Here is a 15,276-nt window from a genome sequence, read left to right as displayed (position 1 = left end):
TCCGCATGAGCTCGCCCGACCAGCCGACCCCGCCCTCCGGCTGGGGGGAGGCTCCGCGCCCGCCCGCGTACGGGCAGTACGGCCCGGGGCAGTACGGCGGCGGGTCCGGCGGCGGCGACGCCGGCGGAGGACCGGCCACGCCGCCCTCGCCCTACGGCCCCGCGGCGAGCAAGCCGGGCGTGGTGCCCCTGCGCCCGCTCTCCCTCGGCGAGGTGTTCGACGGCTCGTTCTCCTCGGTCCGGCACAACCCGGGCGTGATGCTCGGCCTGGTCACGCTCGTCGTCGTCATCGCCACCGTGGCGGCCACCGTGCTGGCCCAGGTCGCCGTGCCGTGGCTCACCGGACTGTTCTCGACCGCGCCGCTCGACGACCCCGAGGTCGGGATGCTGTTCCCCGACGCCGGCGCCATGGCGCAGGTCGTCTCGATCTCGCTGGCGATGTCGCTGACCCTCGTGGTCGCCCAGCCGATCGCCGAGGGCGTCGTCACCGTCTCGGTCAGCCAGTCGGTCATCGGCCGCAAGCTCTCGGTCGGCGAGGTCTGGTCCCGGGTCCGTCCGCGCCTCGGCGTGCTGATCGGCTGGATGCTGCTGCGCACCGTCGGGCTCTTCGTCGGCTACACGGCGGCCGTCGTGCTGGTCGTCCTGGTCGTGGCCGGCACCAACGCCGCCACCGGCTCCACGGCCGCCACGGTGCTCGTGGCGATCCTGGGCGTGGTCGCCGTCGTGGCCGCCGCGCTGTGGCTGTGGGTCCGGCTGCTGCTCGTCGCCCCCGCCCTCGTCCTCGAGGGCCGCGGGCTGGGCAGCACCCTCGCCCGGGCCTGGCGGCTCACCCGCGGCAACTACTGGCGCATCCTCGGCACGATCCTGCTGGCGAGCATCATCGCCGGGCTGGCCGGCCAGGTCGTCGGCGTCCCCCTCGCCTTCGCCGGGCAGGCCGTCGACGGCACGGCGGTGTTCGGCTGGGGCTACCTCGTGGCGTCGATCGTCGCCTCGGTCCTGACCACGCTCATCTACCTGATCTTCGTCTCCGGCGTGGTGGCGCTGGTCTACACCGACGTCCGCATGCGCCGCGAGGGCCTGGACGTGCGCCTGGCGCAGGCCGCCGAGCGGGCGGCCGCGGAGCAGGCCGGCCCCGCCGGGCCCACGGCGCCGGGACCGCCGCCGACCGGATCCGCCCCGCAGTGGTGACCACCCGCGCGGCCGCGGTGCTCGCCGAGGTCCCCGTCGACCCCGACCGGGAGACGGCGCGCCGCTGGCTCGTCGAGGAGCTCGCCCGGCCCGAGTACGCGCAGGACCAGTCGTGGCTGACGCGCCTGCTGGACTGGTTCCTGGGGCTCTTCGACGGACTCGGCACCGTCGACGGCGACCCCCTCGTGCTGGCCGGCGTCGTCGTCGGCGTCCTCGCCGTCGTGGCGGCGCTGGCGTGGTGGATCGCCGGACCCGTCCGGCTGCGGCGCCGTGCGCAGGCCCGGTCCGTCGTCGTGCACGACGACGACCCGCGCACCGCCGCCGAGATGCGCGCCGCGGCCGACGCCGCCGCCGCACGCCAGGACTGGGCCACGGCGGTGCTCGAGCGCTTCCGGGCCGTGGTCCGCGACCTCGAGGAACGAGCCGTCCTCGACGAGCGCCCCGGCCGCACCGCCCAGGAGGCCGCCCGCGACGGCGGCGCGCGCGTGCCGCAGATCGCCGACCCGCTGCGGGCGGCCGCCCGGCTGTTCGACGGCGTCTGCTACGGCCACCGCCCGGCCGGCCCCGGGGACGACGACCGGCTGCGTGCTCTGGAGGAGCAGGCGGCCGCCGCGCGACCCGCGACCCCGACGACGGCGGACGCCCCGTGAGCGCCCCCACCACCGAGTCCACCGGGACCTGGACGGCGAGCGCCACCGGGGACGGCACCACCTTCGCCTCGCGCAGCCGCCGCCGGTGGCGCACCGTGCGCTGGGCGCTGCTCGTCCTGGTCAGCCTGGCCGCGCTCGTCGCGCTGCTGGCCGTCCTGCGGCCCCCGACCTCCACCACGCCGTACGACACGGGCAACACCCGCGACGACGGTTCGCGCGCGCTGGCCCAGGTGCTCGAGCGCCAGGGCGTCACCGTCCAGCAGGTCGACCAGGTCGCCGACGCCGTCGCCGCGGCCGGACCCGGCACGACGCTGCTCGTGCCGCCGTCGCCCTTCCTGCTGACCCAGCAGGCCGAGGCGCTCGCCGGGACCGAGGCCGACGTCGTCGTCGTCGACGCCGGGAACGAGCTGCTGGGCGCCGTCTCGGCGGGCCGGATCGGACGCGCCGAGCGCGGGACCACGCCGCCGACCCCCGTCGCGCCGGAGTGCGAGCTGCCCGCCGCCGTCGCCGCCGGCGCCTCGCTCCTCGAACCCGGTCTGGAGGCGCTGGCCGACGGGGTGACCACGTGCTGGCCCGGTCGGATGTCGAACACGGCGGCGCTCGCCACGACGGAGCAGGACGGGCGCACCGTCACCGCGGTGCACGACCCCGCCTTCCTGCGCAACGGCGACGTGCTCACCGAGGGCAACGCCGCACTCGCGCTGCACCTGCTCGGTCAGCACCGCCGGCTCGTCTGGCTCGTCCAGGACCCCGGCGACCTCAGCGCGACCGACCTGGACGCACCCTCCGGACCCGGCTCCCCCGGCGAGTCCGCCGGGCTGGCCGACCTGCTGCCGCCGTGGTTCGGCGCCGTGGCCTGGTGGGCCCTGCTCGTGGCGGTCGTGGCCGCGCTGTGGCGGGTGCGTCGCCTGGGCCCGCTGGTGGCCGAGGACCTGCCCGTCGTCGTGCCCGCCGCCGAGTCCACCCGCGGTCGTGGCCGGCTCTACCGCCGCGCGCGCTCGCGCGGCCACGCCGCGGCCGGCCTGCGCGCCGCGGCCGCCGCCCGCATCGCCCACCGGCTCGGGTTGCCCCGCTCGGCCGACCGCGCCACCGTGGTCGACGCCGTGGTCCGCGCCACGGGCGGCGACCCGCACACCGTCTCCGACCTGCTGTACGGACCACCCCCGGCCGACGACGTGGCGCTCACCGAGCTCGCCCGCCGGCTCGACACCCTGGAGAGCGAGGTTCACCGACCGTGACCCACCCCGACGAGAACCTGCCCGCCGGCACCCCGCGGGACCGGCCGGTCGAGACCGCCGAGCCCGTCGAGCAGCCGACCGAGCACTCCCCCGAGGCACCGGCCGAGCCGGGCGTCCAGGAGACCGCCGCCGCACCCGCCCCGGAGCCCCCGCAGCCCTCGCTCGAGCTGCGCCGCGCGCTGGCGGGCGTGCGCACCGAGGTCGGGCGCGGCGTCGTCGGCCAGGACTCCGCGGTGACCAGCCTGCTCATCGCGCTGCTGTGCTCCGGCCACGTGCTGCTCGAGGGGGTGCCCGGCGTCGCCAAGACGCTGCTCGTCCGCTCCCTCGCCGCGGCCCTGGACCTGGACTCCAAGCGCGTGCAGTTCACCCCCGACCTCATGCCCGGCGACGTCACGGGCTCCCTGGTCTACGACGCCCGCACCGCCGAGTTCTCGTTCCGCGAGGGCCCGGTGTTCACCAACCTCCTGCTCGCCGACGAGATCAACCGCACCCCGCCCAAGACGCAGGCCTCCCTGCTCGAGGCGATGGAGGAGCGGCAGGTCTCCGTCGACGGCGAGCCGCGGCACCTGCCCGAGCCCTTCGTGGTGATCGCCACGCAGAACCCGGTCGAGCACGAGGGCACCTACCCGCTGCCCGAGGCGCAGCTCGACCGGTTCCTGCTCAAGGTGCTGCTCCCGCTGCCGGAGCGGGACAGCGAGATCGAGGTCCTGGCCCGGCACGCCGCCGGCTTCGACCCGCGCGACCTCGCCGCCGCGGGCGTGCGGGCCGTGGCCGGTCCGGAGACCCTCGCCGCGGCCCGCGCCGAGGTGCGCCGGGTGGAGGTCGCCCCCGAGGTGCTCGGCTACGCCGTCGACATCTGCCGCGCCACCCGCCAGTCCCCGTCGCTGCAGCTCGGCGTCTCCCCGCGCGGCGCCACCGCGCTGCTGGCCGCCTCGCGGGCCTGGGCATGGCTCTCGGGCCGCATGTACGTCACGCCCGACGACGTCAAGGCGCTCGCCTTCCCCACGCTGCGCCACCGCGTCCAGCTGCGCCCGGAGGCCGAGTTGGAAGGGGTCACCGCCGAGACCGTGCTCGGCACCGTGCTCGCCGCCGTCCCGGTCCCCCGCTGACATGGTGCTGACCTGGCGGGCCGTCGTCCTGGCGGCCCTCGGCGCGGTGCCGGTGGCGCTCTGGCCGGTGCCCGGCGTCGTGCTGGTCTGGGCGCTGGTCGTCGTGGCCGTGTGCGCCCTCGACGTCGTGCTCGCTGCCTCCCCGCGACAGGTCGCCCTGCAGCGCTCCGTGCCCACCGCCGTGCGGCTGGGCACCCCGGTCGACTCCCGGCTCGTGGTCACCAACGCCGCCCGTCGCCGGCTGCGCGCCGTCGTCCGGGACGCCTGGCCGCCGTCGCTGGCCGCGGAGGCCGACGACGCCGGTCGCCGTGCGCACGACGACCCGGCGGCCCCGGTCCGCGCGGCCCGGCACACCGTCGACCTGGCCCCCGGGGACGCGGTGCGCCTGCGCACGCCGCTGCTGCCCACCCGCCGCGGTGACCGGTCGGCGGGACCGGTCACGGTGCGCACGCTCGGCCCGCTGCGCGTGGCCGGCCGCCAGGCGTCGATCCCCGTCGGCGGTCGCCTGCGCGTGCTGCCGGAGTTCACCGCGCGACGCCACCTGCCCAGCCGCCTGGCGCGGCTGCGCGAGATGGACGGCCGCGCCGCCGTCCAGGTACGCGGCGAGGGCACGGAGTTCGACTCGCTGCGCGAGTACGTGGTCGGCGACGACGTGCGCTCCATCGACTGGCGCGCCACGGCCCGGCGCGGCGACGTCGTCGTGCGCACCTGGCGTCCGGAGCGCGACCGGCGCGTCGTCGTCGTGCTGGACACCGGACGCACCTCCGCGGCGCGGATCGGCACGGTGGACGACGGTGCGGTCAACGTCGGCGGCACCCGGCTCGAGGCGAGCGTGGAGGCGGCCCTGCTGCTCGGGGCGCTGGCCGACCGCGCCGGCGACCGCGTCCAGGTGCTGGCCTACGACCGGGCGGTGCGCGCCCGGGTCGCCGGCGCCTCCGGCCCGCGGCTCCTGCCCGCGATGGCTGACGCCCTCGCCGCCGTCGAGCCGGTGCTGCTGGAGACCGACTGGACGGGCCTGGTCGGGCAGGTCCGCGCCCGGGTCTCGCAGCGGTCGCTGGTCGTCCTGCTCACCTCGCTGGACCCCGCGGCCGTCGAGACGGGGCTGCTGCCCGTGATCGACGGGCTCGCCGAGACCCACCAGGTCGTGGTGGCCGCCGTCAGCGACGCCGAGGTGGCGGCGCTCGGGGCGGGCCGGGAGTCGGTCGAGGAGGTCTACGACGCGGCGGCCGCCGCGCGGGGCGACCTGGACCGGTCCGCGGTGGCGGCGGTGCTGCGCCGCCACGGCGCCGAGGTGGTCGAGGCGCTGCCGGACGAGCTGGCGCCACGACTGGCGGACACCTACCTCGCGCTCAAGGCCGCCGGTCGCCTCTGACTCCCCGCTAACCCGCTGTGGGTATGAAATCTGCAGGTGTTCTTCGACGGACACCTGCAGATTTCATGCCCACAGCGCTGGGTGAACGCTGGGTGCACGCTGATGAGCGCTGGCTGGGGTCAGCCGGCGGTGGGCAGCACGGCACCGGCGCGCTCGGCGTCCAGATCGCCGGTCTCCCCCGCGGCGGCGGCACGCCGGCCCAGCACGAGGGCGTAGGCGAGGAACGCGGCGAGGGCGAGTGCGCCGATCACGATCTTGAGCCACCACGGCAGCGCCGAGCCGGTCACGAACCCCTCGACCAGGCCGGACAGCGCCAGCGCACCCACCAGGCCGACGGCGACGGTCACCAGCGAGCGCCCCTCGGCGGCCAGCGCGGTGCCGCGCCGGCGCGGACCCGGGTCGACCCACGTCCAGAACAGCTTCAGCCCGGCGGCCCCGGCGACGAAGATGCTGGTCAGCTCCAGCAGCCCGTGCGGGGCGATGAGCTGGCCGAAGAGCGCGAGCTCGCCGTGGGCAGCCATCATGCCGCCGGTGGCGCCGATCTGGACCGCGTTGTTGAGCAGGACGTACACGGGGAAGACCCCCGTGATGCCGGTGGCGATCATCTGCGCGGCGATCCAGGCGTTGTTGGTCCACACCATCGCCGCGAAGGACGCCTGCGGGTCGTAGTAGGAGGCGAACGCCTCGTCGACGTACTGCTGGCGCTGCGACGGCGTGCCCATCGCGGCGAGCGCGTCGGGGTCGACGGCGACCCAGACCCCCGCCGTGACGGCCACGGCGAGGAAGGCGACCGTCACCCCGAGGATCCACCACCGGATGCGGTACAGGGCCGCCGGGACGGTGACGACGGTGAACCGCACCACGTCGGACCAGGCGGGCTCGTGCGCGCCGGTGATCTTGGTCCGCGCCCGGGCGAGCAGCTCGGAGAGCCGGGTGACGGTCGCCGGGTCCGGGGCCGTCGATCGCACCGTCGACAGGTGGGTGGCCACGGCCTGGTACAGACGGACGATCTCGTCGGCCTCGGCACCGTCGAGCCGGCGCCGCTTCGTCAGCTCCGTCAGGCGGTCCCACTCCGGGCGGTGCACGGCGGTGAAGGCGTCCAGGTCCACGGCGGCTACCCTGCCACATGTGACGACGCACCGAACGGACGGAGGCACCGTGACCGACGGCATCCTCATCGGCGAAGGCGTGGTGCTGGACGCCCGTCCGGCCTCCTTCGCCTCGCGGTCGGCGGGCGCGCTGATCGACGTCGCCGTGACCGTCGCCGGGTTCGTCCTGGCGTTCTGGCTGTTCGCGGGCGTCCTGGTCTGGCAGACGGACGTCGTGGCCGGGACGCAGTGGGGGCGCGCCGCCCTGATCGCCGTCTTCGTCCTGCTGCTCGTCGTGCTGCCGACGACCGTCGAGACGCTCACGCGGGGACGCTCGCTCGGCAAGCTCGCCGCGGGCCTGCGCGTGGTGCGCGACGACGGCGGCCCGGTCCGGGTGCGCCACGCCCTGGTGCGGGCGCTGGTGGGGGTCTTCGAGATCTGGCTGACGGCGGGGGCCGGCGCGGTCGTCACGTCGCTGGCGAACCCGCGCGGCAAGCGGCTGGGCGACGTCCTGGCGGGCACCTACGCGGTGCGGGTCCGCGGTGCGCGCGGCTGGGAGCAGCCGTTGACGATGTCCCCGGCCCTGGCGACCTGGGCCCGGACGGCCGACATCCGCCGGCTGCCGGACGGCCTGGCGCTGCGCGCGCGGCAGGTGCTCGACCGTGCACCACGCCTGGCTCCGGCGTCGCGGACGCGTCTGACCGACGAGCTGGCCGCCCAGGTGGAGGCCTACGTAGCTCCGGGGCCGCCGTCGGGCACGCCCGCCGAGACGTTCCTGCACGCGGTGCTGCACGAGCGTCGCGACCGGGAGCTGGCCCGGGGACGCAGCGAGCGCGAGCGCGCGCTGCGCCAGGCCGAGTCGCTGCACCGCCTGCCCTACGGGATCGCCGACCCGCGCGACTGAGTCCCGGCGCCCGGCCGGGCGGGGGTGCGCAGCGCCTCGACGCCGGCCCGCACGAACGCCGCGAGGTCGTCGTCGCCGTCGCTCGCGACCCAGGCCTCCGCCGCCGCCGCGAGCATCGCGGCCACCGCGCGTCCGCGGACCCGCGCGGCGAAGGCGTCGGCCCCGCAGCCACCTTGCTCGGCGGCCCCCAGGGCGTCGCCGAGCTCGGAGACGGCCTGCTCGAACACGGTGCGCAGCGCCGGGGTGGCGCGCAGCAGCCGCATCTTGCGCAGCCAGGCCTGCGCCGTCGGGCCCCCGCGGCGCCAGCCGTGCGCCGCCGGTCCCGCGAGCGCCGCCTCGACGGCGTCCACCGCCCCCACGACGGCAGCGTGGCGGAGCAGGTCCGCGAGGAAGGCGTCGTCCGCCTCGTCATGGACGACGAGCATCTCCTTGGTGCCGAAGTGCCGGTAGACCGTGCGTTCGGCGATCTGGGCCGCGGCGGCCACCTGGGCCACGGACACGGCGTCGAAGCCGCGCTCCTCGAAGAGGTCGAGAGCGACCTGCTGGACGTGCCGCATCGTCGACCGGCGACGTCGCTCGCGCAGGTCCATGACCCTCCCCCGTCTCGCCGACCGCAGAGGACAAGAGTACAGTCACTGCCAACTGGCAGCGACTGACACTGGAGAACCGGCGTGACCGACCCCGTGATCGACATCTCCGGCCTCGTCAAGACGTTCGGCTCGTTCCGCGCGCTCGACGGCTTCGACCTCCGCCTCGACCCCGGGGAGGTGCGCGGCTTCCTCGGGCCCAACGGTGCCGGCAAGACCACCACGATCCGCGTGCTGCTCGGGATGATGCGCGCCTCGGGCGGCCGCGTCCGGCTCTTCGGGCAGGACCCGTGGCGCCGGGCGGTCGCCCTGCACCGGCGGCTGACCTACGTCCCCGGCGACGTCGCGCTGTGGCCCGGGCTGACCGGCGGCCAGTGCCTCGACGTGCTCGGGGCGTCGGGCGCGCCGCTCGACCCGGCGCGCCGCGACGAGCTCGTCGAGCGCTTCGACCTGGACCCCACCAAGCGGGTGCGCGACTACTCCAAGGGCAACCGGCAGAAGGTCGCGCTGGTGGCCGCCCTCGCCGCGCGCGCCGACCTGCTCGTGCTCGACGAACCCACCTCCGGCCTCGACCCCCTCATGGAGGAGGTCTTTCGCGAGTGCGTCACGGAGCGGGCCGCCGACGGCGCGGCGGTGCTGCTGAGCAGCCACATCCTGTCCGAGGTCGAGGCGCTGTGCTCGACGGTGACGATCATCCGACGCGGGCGGGCCGTCCGGGCCGGCACGGTCGCCGAGCTGCGGGGCCTGGCCCGCACGACCGTGCACGCCGTCACCCCCGGCACCCCTCCGGACCTCGACGGCTTCGACCTGCACGACCTGTCGGTCACCCCCGTGGCCGACGGCGGCGCGGGCCACGACGTGACGTTCACCGTGGAGCCGGGCGACCTGGAGAAGGTGCTGCGGCCGCTCGTCGACGCCGGGCTGACGGGCCTGACCGTGCGCCCGCCGAGCCTCGACGAGCTCTTCCTGTCCGAGTACGACGGGGCACCGGCATGACGGCCCCGGGCACCGGCACGACGAGGCGCACCGGCGCCGGGCTGACCGCGGTGCTGCGGCTGCAGCTGCGCACCGGGTGGAAGGCCCTGCTGGCCTGGGTGGCCGGACTGGTCGGGGTCTACGCCGCCACGGTCGCGGCCATCGACACGACCTACGGCACGCCGGAGCAGCTCGCGACGTACCAGGCGACCGTGGGCTCGGACCCGACGATGGCGGCGATCAACGGCACCCCCTACGGCGCCGACACGCTCGGCGGGGTGGTGGCCAACGAGTTCGGCTTCATCGCGGCGATCGCCGTGCCGCTCATGGGCCTGCTGCTCGTGACGCGCTCGACGCGGGCCGCCGAGGAGAACGGGCTGCTCGAGCTCCTGCGCTCGCGGGCGATCGGCTCCCGCGCACCGTGGAGCGCCGCGCTGGGCGTCACGGCCGGGGCCCTCGTGCTCGTCGGCCTGGGCATGGCCGGTTCCCTGCTGGCCTACGGCGTCGAGGCCGCCGACGCCGCGCTCTACGGAGCCTCGGTGACCGCGCTGGGCCTGGTGTTCGCGGGCGTCGCGACCCTGGCCGGCCAGCTTCTGCGCCGGGCCGCGGGGGTGGTGGCCGTCGGCATCGTGGTGCTGGGTGCCGCCTACGTCTTCCGCGCGATCGGGGACGTCGAGGACAACGGCTGGAAGTGGCTGTCCCCCCTGGCCTGGCAGCAGGAGACCCGCCCCTTCGCCGAGGACCCGCGCGTGTGGCCGCTGCTGCTGGCCCTCGGCGTGGCCGCGACGCTGAGCGGGCTCGGCCTGGCGCTCGTCGGCCGTCGCGACCTGGGCAGCGCCGTCGTGCCGAGCCGTCCCGGGCCCGCCCGGGCGGGCCGGTTCCTGGCGAGCGGCCCAGGGCAGGCCCTGCGCCAGCACGGAGCGACCCTGCTGGCCTGGGCCGTCGGCGCCGCGCTGGTCGGGGCCGTGTTCGGCGCGTTCACCGACGACATCGCCGACGTCGTGGCCGCCAACCCCGACCTGCAGGCCGCCTTCTCGGCGGGCGCCGCCGGCGACCCGACGAGCTGGTACCTGTCCTTCACGCTCGTGCTGGTGATGCTCATGGCCTTCGGCGCGGCCGCGCAGGTCGTGGCCCGGGTGCGCCGCGAGGAGACCGGCGGTCGCCTGGAGGCGGTGCTGGCACGGTCCGTGCGGCGCACGACCTGGCTCGGCACGCACGCCGCGGTCGCGGTGCTCGGCGGCGCGCTGGTCGCGCTGGCCGGCGGCGCCGGGCTGGCGGTGACCGCCTCGCGCGCCACCGGCGACACCGCCGGGGCGTTCACCGCCGCGGTGCAGTACCTGCCCGCGGTGGTCGCCGTCGTCGGCCTCGGGGTGGCGCTGCTCGGCCTGCTCCCCCGGGCCCTGGGGCTGCTCTGGGTGGCGATCGCCTACGTCGCGGTCGTCGAGATGCTCGGCGAGACGCTGAGCATGCCCGACGCCGCGCTCCAGGTCTCGCCGCTGCACGCGATCGGGCGGCTGCCGGCCGAGGACCCGTCCGGCACCGGGGTCCTGGTGGTCGGGGCCGTCGCGGTGGCGCTGCTCGGCGCCGGGCTGGCCGGCTTCCGCCACCGCGACGTGCCCCGCTGAGCCGTGCCCGCCCGGCAGGGCCGGGCGGGCAGGGGCGCGGGCTCAGTACCGGTAGTGCTCCGGCTTGTACGGCCCCTCGACCGGGACACCGAGGTACTCGGCCTGCTCGGTGCTGAGGTCGGTCAGGCGCACACCGAGGGCGTCCAGGTGCAGCCGGGCCACCTTCTCGTCGAGCACCTTGGGCAGCCGGTAGACCTGGCGGGCGTACTGCCGCTCCTCGGCCGGCCGGGCCATGTCGGCGAACAGCTCGAGCTGGCCGATGACCTGGTTGGCGAACGAGTTGGACATCACGAACGACGGGTGGCCGGTCGCGTTGCCCAGGTTCAGCAGGCGCCCCTCGGACAGCACGATGATCGACCGCTCGGCGCGGTCGCCGTCGTCGTCGGCCGGCAGCGTCCACTCGTGCACCTGCGGCTTGATCTCGGTCCTGACGACCCCCGGCACGCCCTCGAGGCCCGCCATGTCGATCTCGTTGTCGAAGTGGCCGATGTTGCCGACCACGGCCTTGTCCTTCATGGCCAGCATGTGCTCGACCCGGACGACGTCCTTGTTGCCGGTGGTGGTGATGAAGAAGTCCGCCTCGCCGACGACGTCCTCCAGGCGCGCGACCTGGAACCCGTCCATGGCGGCCTGCAGCGCGCAGATGGGGTCCACCTCGGAGACGATCACGCGGGCGCCCTGGCCGCGGAAGGCCTCCGCCGCCCCCTTGCCGACGTCGCCGTAGCCGGCCACGAACGCGACCTTGCCCCCGACGAGCACGTCGGTGGCCCGGTTGATGCCGTCGGGCAGGGAGTGGCGGATGCCGTACTTGTTGTCGAACTTCGACTTGGTGACGGAGTCGTTGACGTTGATCGCCGGGAAGAGCAGCTCGCCGGACTCGGCCAGGTGGTACAGCCGGTGCACGCCGGTGGTCGTCTCCTCGGTGACTCCCCCGATCTGCTCGGCGATCCCGGTCCAGCGCAGCGGGTCGATCTCGAGGTCCCGGCGCAGGACGTCGCGCACGACGTTCATCTCGTGGGTGTGGTCCGGCTCGCCGGGCAGCGTGTTCGGCGGCACGGCGCCGACGCGCTCGTACTGCAGACCGAGGTGGACGAGCAGGGTCGCGTCCCCGCCGTCGTCCAGGATCAGGTTCGGGCCCTCCCCGCCGGGCCACACGAGGATCTGCTCGGTGCAGTCCCAGTACTCCTCGAGGGTCTCGCCCTTCCAGGCGAAGACCGGCACACCCTGCGGGTCGTCCGGCGTGCCGTGCGGGCCGACGACGACGGCGGCCGCGGCCTCGTCCTGGGTGCTGAAGATGTTGCAGCTCGCCCAGCGCACCTCGGCGCCGAGCGCGGTGAGCGTCTCGATGAGGACGGCGGTCTGCACGGTCATGTGCAGCGACCCGGCGATGCGCGCGCCGGCCAGCGGGCGGGTGTCGCCGTACTCGGCACGCAGCGCCATGAGGCCCGGCATCTCGTGCTCGGCGAGCCGGATCTGGTGCCGCCCCGCCTCGGCCAGGGCGAGCGAGCGGACCTTGTAGCGGCCCGGCGCCTCGTCGAAGCCGCCGGCCGGCCGGCCGGTCGTCGCGATGGTGTCGGTCATGGGTGCCCTCCTGGGACGTCGTGGGACTCGTGTCGCGCGCTGGGGGCTCCCGTCGGCGCTGGTCCCAGCGTAACCGGGGCTCGGGCACTACTTCCGGATGGATTGTTACCGAACCGTGATCTAGAGTCCGAGGATGGGCTCGACGACGCACACGGCATCGCGCATGCACCTCCTCGACCTCCTGCGCTTCGGCGCGGCGATGGCCGTCGTGGTGTACCACTTCACCGCGACGCCGACGGCGAACCGCTACTGGGGCGCGGACGTCACGGGCCTGTTCGAGGGGATCAACCAGGTCACCCGCTACGGCTGGCTCGCCGTCGAGGCTTTCTTCGTGATCAGCGGCTTCGCGATCCTGTGGAGCGTCCAGGGCCGGACGCTCGCCCAGTTCACCGGCTCCCGCGTCGGCCGCCTCTACCCCGCCTTCTGGGCGTGCGTCGTCCTCACCGCGGCGCTGCAGGCCCTGTGGGACGACGGGCGGCACCTGACCGCCGTCGAGACCGTCGCGAACCTGACGATGGCGCCCGACCTGCTCGGTGCCGAACCCTCCCAGGTCGTCTACTGGACCCTGCTGGTCGAGCTCAAGTTCTACCTGCTCGTGGGCCTCGCGCTCGCCGTCGGCCCGCTGACCAGGGGACGGGCCGTCGCCCTGGCGCTGGGCTGGCCCGCCGCCGGCCTGGTCGCCCAGGGCCTCGGAGCGCCCGGACTGGCCGAGGCCCTCGCCGTCCGCCACGCCGTGTACTTCGGCATCGGCATGCTGCTCTTCGTCCTTTGGCGGGACGTCGAGGCACGTCGCGTCGCGGACCTCCCTCCGTCGACACGGGTCGTGCCGTCGGAAGCCACGCAGATCCGGGCGGAGCTCCCCGGCACAGGTACCGTCGTCGTCGCACTGGTGGTCCTGCTGGTCCTCGGCGCGGTCCAGGTGGCGGTGTCGGCCGGGAACGCCGCCGAGCTCCAGGGGGTTGCCGTCTCACCGATCGCGTCGGTCGCGATCTTCCTCGTGAGCGTCGCCGCGCTGTGGGTCGCTTCCCGCCCGGAGGCGACGCGGCGGACGCCACGGCTCGCCGCCGCGGGCGTGGTCGGCGGCGCTCTCACCTACCCCCTCTACCTCGTGCACACGCAGTTCGGGTGGGCCGTGACGGACGGACTCTCGAGCATCGGCGTCGGCGCGTGGACCACCCTCGGTGCCGCGACGGGGATCTCGCTCCTCCTCGCGGCCGGCCTCCACTACGGGGTGGAGCGACCGTTCGGGGCAAGACTGCGGCGGACCGTCGTCGCGGCCGCCGAACGTGCCGGGGGGCGGGCCGAGACGTCGGCCCGCCCCCCGGTCCGGAAGAGGTCCGGGTTACTGCAGCCCCTTCATCCACTGCGTGATCGGCGCGTAGGACCCATCCGGCCCCCTCGAGTCGTCGTAGACCTGCCAGACGCCGTCACGCGCGGCGGTGTGCGAGCTCACCGAGGCCTCGACCCAGAAGAGCTCGCACCCCCCCTCGGTTTCCATCGAGTACCCGAAGGCGGTGGTCGACCAGCCCGACCCGACGTACTGGAAACTCACCTCGGTGGCAGGATTCCCCGTGTATCCGGAGAGCGGGCAGATCCACAGCTCAGTCCCGACGTAGGGTGTGTCGCCCACCGTGAAGTCGCTGGTCTTCGAGGCCGCCTGGAACAGGTACCAGCTCCCGACGAAGATCTTGCCGGTGTAGTACGGGTCGGACTCCAGCGAGTCGACCCATAGAGTTGCGGGCCTCGTGTACTTCGTGCCGGCCGCGTTGCGGACCCGGAGGCGGTACTCGTCCAAAGTTCGGAAGGACTTGGCGGTCATCGCCAACGTGCGCGACGTCCGCCCCTTCATGTTCTTCCAGATGCCGGTCTCGGCGGTGCGGCGCTGCCACTGGTACGTCAGCTCGCCGCCCGTGGCCGAGCCGGTGAACCAGATCTTGGTCCCGGACAGGACGTAGCGGTCGTTGGGGTTGCCCGTGATCCGCGGCGTGGACACGCCGTCGGGCCAGCGGACGGCCGAGGTCCAGCGGCTGCTGCGCGACGTCAGGAGGTACGCCTGCCGCTTTCCGGTGACCTTGACCTTCAGACGCGTGCCGTGCTCGGCCTTGGTGAGGGTGTAGCGCTTGCTCGTCGCTCCGGCGATCGGCTCGCCGTCCGCGAACCACTGGTACTTGTAGGCCCATGCCGTGGGCTTCCAGTCCTCCACGACCTTCGCCCTCACCGTCTCGCCGACCCGCAGCGAGCCCTTGATCACTGGCCGGGAGGTCGACGAGAAGGGCTTCGACACGCGCGCCCAGTCCGTGGTGACCTTCTTACCGTAGTAGCCCGGCTTCGCGCCACGGATCGTCACGGAGATCTTCTTGTTGTGCTGCCACTTCTTCGGCGTGTACTTCTGCCCCGTCGCACCCGATATCTTCTTCCCGTCGAGGCGCCACTGGTAGGTGAACTTCCAGACGTTCGGCGTCCACGACCGGGACATCGGCTTAGCACGCAACGTCGTGCCGATCTTCGCCCGATCGCCCGGCTTCAGCCCGGCGATCTCGACGTCGGCGGGCCGTAGGTAGCCCTTCCGCACCTTCGTGCGATCACTCTCGCGGTCGATCGGCGCAGCGCCTTCCGGCTCGCCGGACACCCGGACCCAGAGCTGGCCTCCTTGGTGAGCCGGCTTGAGCGTCACCGTCCGCCCAGAGGTCGCCGTGAGGGCTGCGACCGTGGTGATCGCTTCCTCTCCGACGAACCACTGCCGAGTCAGGGCCGTACCCTCAGGCCACTCGCCGGGGTCGACCTCGACGGTCTTCCCCACCCGGACCGTGCCGACGACGGTCGGCACGGCGTCGACGACGATCGGCTCCGTCGACGGCTCCGAGGTGGGCTCCGTCGACGGCTCCGAGGTGGGCTCCGTCGACGGCTCCGTCGACGGCTCCGAGGTGGGCTCCGTCGACGGCTCCGTCGACGGCTCCGTG

12 protein-coding genes and 1 pseudogene are annotated in these 15,276 nt (G+C 74.8%); 9 read left to right on the top strand and 4 right to left on the bottom strand.

Annotation, left to right across the window (positions count from 1 at the left end):
* Window positions 1–5 precede the first annotated feature (5 nt).
* Genes V5O49_RS15215 through V5O49_RS15195 form a run of 5 tightly spaced genes read left to right on the top strand, consistent with a single transcriptional unit; the run spans window position 6 to window position 5,556 of the window.
* A complete protein-coding gene (locus V5O49_RS15215; protein ID WP_332902982.1) occupies window positions 6–1,187 on the top strand; it encodes a glycerophosphoryl diester phosphodiesterase membrane domain-containing protein in 1,182 nt (393 codons plus the stop codon).
* Complete coding sequence (locus V5O49_RS15210; RefSeq protein WP_332902981.1) at window positions 1,184–1,837, top strand: DUF4129 domain-containing protein; 654 nt, start codon at window positions 1,184–1,186, stop codon at window positions 1,835–1,837. Before V5O49_RS15215 ends, V5O49_RS15210 begins: the two co-directional genes overlap by 4 nt.
* Window positions 1,834–3,075, top strand: coding sequence for a DUF4350 domain-containing protein (locus tag V5O49_RS15205; protein WP_332902980.1), 1,242 nt, complete (start codon window positions 1,834–1,836; stop codon window positions 3,073–3,075). Before V5O49_RS15210 ends, V5O49_RS15205 begins: the two co-directional genes overlap by 4 nt.
* Window positions 3,076–3,092: 17 nt before the next feature.
* Window positions 3,093–4,184: an AAA family ATPase gene (locus tag V5O49_RS15200; protein ID WP_479686918.1), complete on the top strand. Its 1,092-nt coding sequence runs from the start codon at window positions 3,093–3,095 to the stop codon at window positions 4,182–4,184.
* A gap of 1 nt (window position 4,185) precedes the next feature.
* On the top strand, window positions 4,186–5,556 hold the full coding sequence (locus tag V5O49_RS15195; RefSeq protein WP_332902978.1) for a DUF58 domain-containing protein: 1,371 nt from the start codon (window positions 4,186–4,188) through the stop codon (window positions 5,554–5,556).
* Window positions 5,557–5,675: 119 nt separating this feature from the next.
* On the opposite strand, the gene V5O49_RS15190 is transcribed toward V5O49_RS15195, so the two are convergent.
* Complete coding sequence (locus V5O49_RS15190; protein WP_332902977.1) at window positions 5,676–6,665, bottom strand: stage II sporulation protein M; 990 nt, start codon at window positions 6,663–6,665, stop codon at window positions 5,676–5,678.
* A gap of 49 nt (window positions 6,666–6,714) precedes the next feature.
* Between V5O49_RS15190 and V5O49_RS15185 the strand changes: the two genes are divergently transcribed.
* On the top strand, window positions 6,715–7,548 hold the full coding sequence (locus tag V5O49_RS15185) for an RDD family protein (RefSeq protein ID WP_332902976.1): 834 nt from the start codon (window positions 6,715–6,717) through the stop codon (window positions 7,546–7,548).
* On the opposite strand, the gene V5O49_RS15180 is transcribed toward V5O49_RS15185, so the two are convergent.
* Window positions 7,521–8,138: a TetR family transcriptional regulator gene (locus tag V5O49_RS15180; RefSeq protein ID WP_332902975.1), complete on the bottom strand. Its 618-nt coding sequence runs from the start codon at window positions 8,136–8,138 to the stop codon at window positions 7,521–7,523. The two genes, V5O49_RS15185 and V5O49_RS15180, sit on opposite strands and share 28 nt — an antisense overlap.
* Window positions 8,139–8,219: 81 nt before the next feature.
* Here V5O49_RS15180 and V5O49_RS15175 point away from each other — a divergent pair, with 81 nt between their 5' ends.
* Together V5O49_RS15175 and V5O49_RS15170 are read left to right on the top strand one after the other, a co-directional pair.
* Window positions 8,220–9,131 carry an ABC transporter ATP-binding protein gene (locus V5O49_RS15175; protein WP_332902974.1) on the top strand — a complete coding sequence of 304 codons (912 nt, stop codon included), beginning with the start codon at window positions 8,220–8,222 and terminating at the stop codon, window positions 9,129–9,131.
* The gene (locus V5O49_RS15170; protein ID WP_332902973.1) at window positions 9,128–10,735 is read left to right on the top strand and encodes an ABC transporter permease; all 1,608 of its coding nucleotides are present in this window, start codon (window positions 9,128–9,130) and stop codon (window positions 10,733–10,735) included. Before V5O49_RS15175 ends, V5O49_RS15170 begins: the two co-directional genes overlap by 4 nt.
* Window positions 10,736–10,777: 42 nt before the next feature.
* On the opposite strand, the gene ahcY is transcribed toward V5O49_RS15170, so the two are convergent.
* On the bottom strand, window positions 10,778–12,316 hold the full coding sequence (ahcY, locus tag V5O49_RS15165) for an adenosylhomocysteinase (protein WP_332902972.1): 1,539 nt from the start codon (window positions 12,314–12,316) through the stop codon (window positions 10,778–10,780).
* Window positions 12,317–12,449: 133 nt separating this feature from the next.
* Here ahcY and V5O49_RS15160 point away from each other — a divergent pair.
* Window positions 12,450–13,523: pseudogene (locus V5O49_RS15160) on the top strand (acyltransferase family protein); the annotation flags it as partial.
* Window positions 13,524–13,658: 135 nt separating this feature from the next.
* Here V5O49_RS15160 and V5O49_RS15155 read toward each other — a convergent pair.
* Window positions 13,659–14,888 (bottom strand): hypothetical protein, encoded by a 1,230-nt coding sequence (locus V5O49_RS15155; RefSeq protein ID WP_332902971.1) that lies wholly within the window; start codon window positions 14,886–14,888, stop codon window positions 13,659–13,661.
* Between the last annotated feature and the right edge of the window lie 388 nt (window positions 14,889–15,276).

It is taken from the genome of Isoptericola haloaureus (assembly GCF_036689775.1).
Lineage (GTDB): Bacteria > Actinomycetota > Actinomycetes > Actinomycetales > Cellulomonadaceae > Isoptericola > Isoptericola haloaureus.
Note: the sequence above shows the minus strand (reverse complement) of the source record. Positions and strands in the feature narration are given on the sequence as shown.

What these genes read in the sequence shown, in the direction of transcription:
- V5O49_RS15215 (WP_332902982.1), top strand. Translation starts at nt 6, where the DNA reads ATGAGCTCGCCCGACCAGCCGACCCCGCCCTCCGGCTGGGGGGAGGCT.
- V5O49_RS15195 (WP_332902978.1), top strand. Translation starts at nt 4,186, where the DNA reads ATGGTGCTGACCTGGCGGGCCGTCGTCCTGGCGGCCCTCGGCGCGGTG.
- V5O49_RS15180 (WP_332902975.1), bottom strand. Translation starts at nt 8,138, where the DNA reads ATGGACCTGCGCGAGCGACGTCGCCGGTCGACGATGCGGCACGTCCAG.
- V5O49_RS15170 (WP_332902973.1), top strand. Translation starts at nt 9,128, where the DNA reads ATGACGGCCCCGGGCACCGGCACGACGAGGCGCACCGGCGCCGGGCTG.
- ahcY (WP_332902972.1), bottom strand. Translation starts at nt 12,316, where the DNA reads ATGACCGACACCATCGCGACGACCGGCCGGCCGGCCGGCGGCTTCGAC.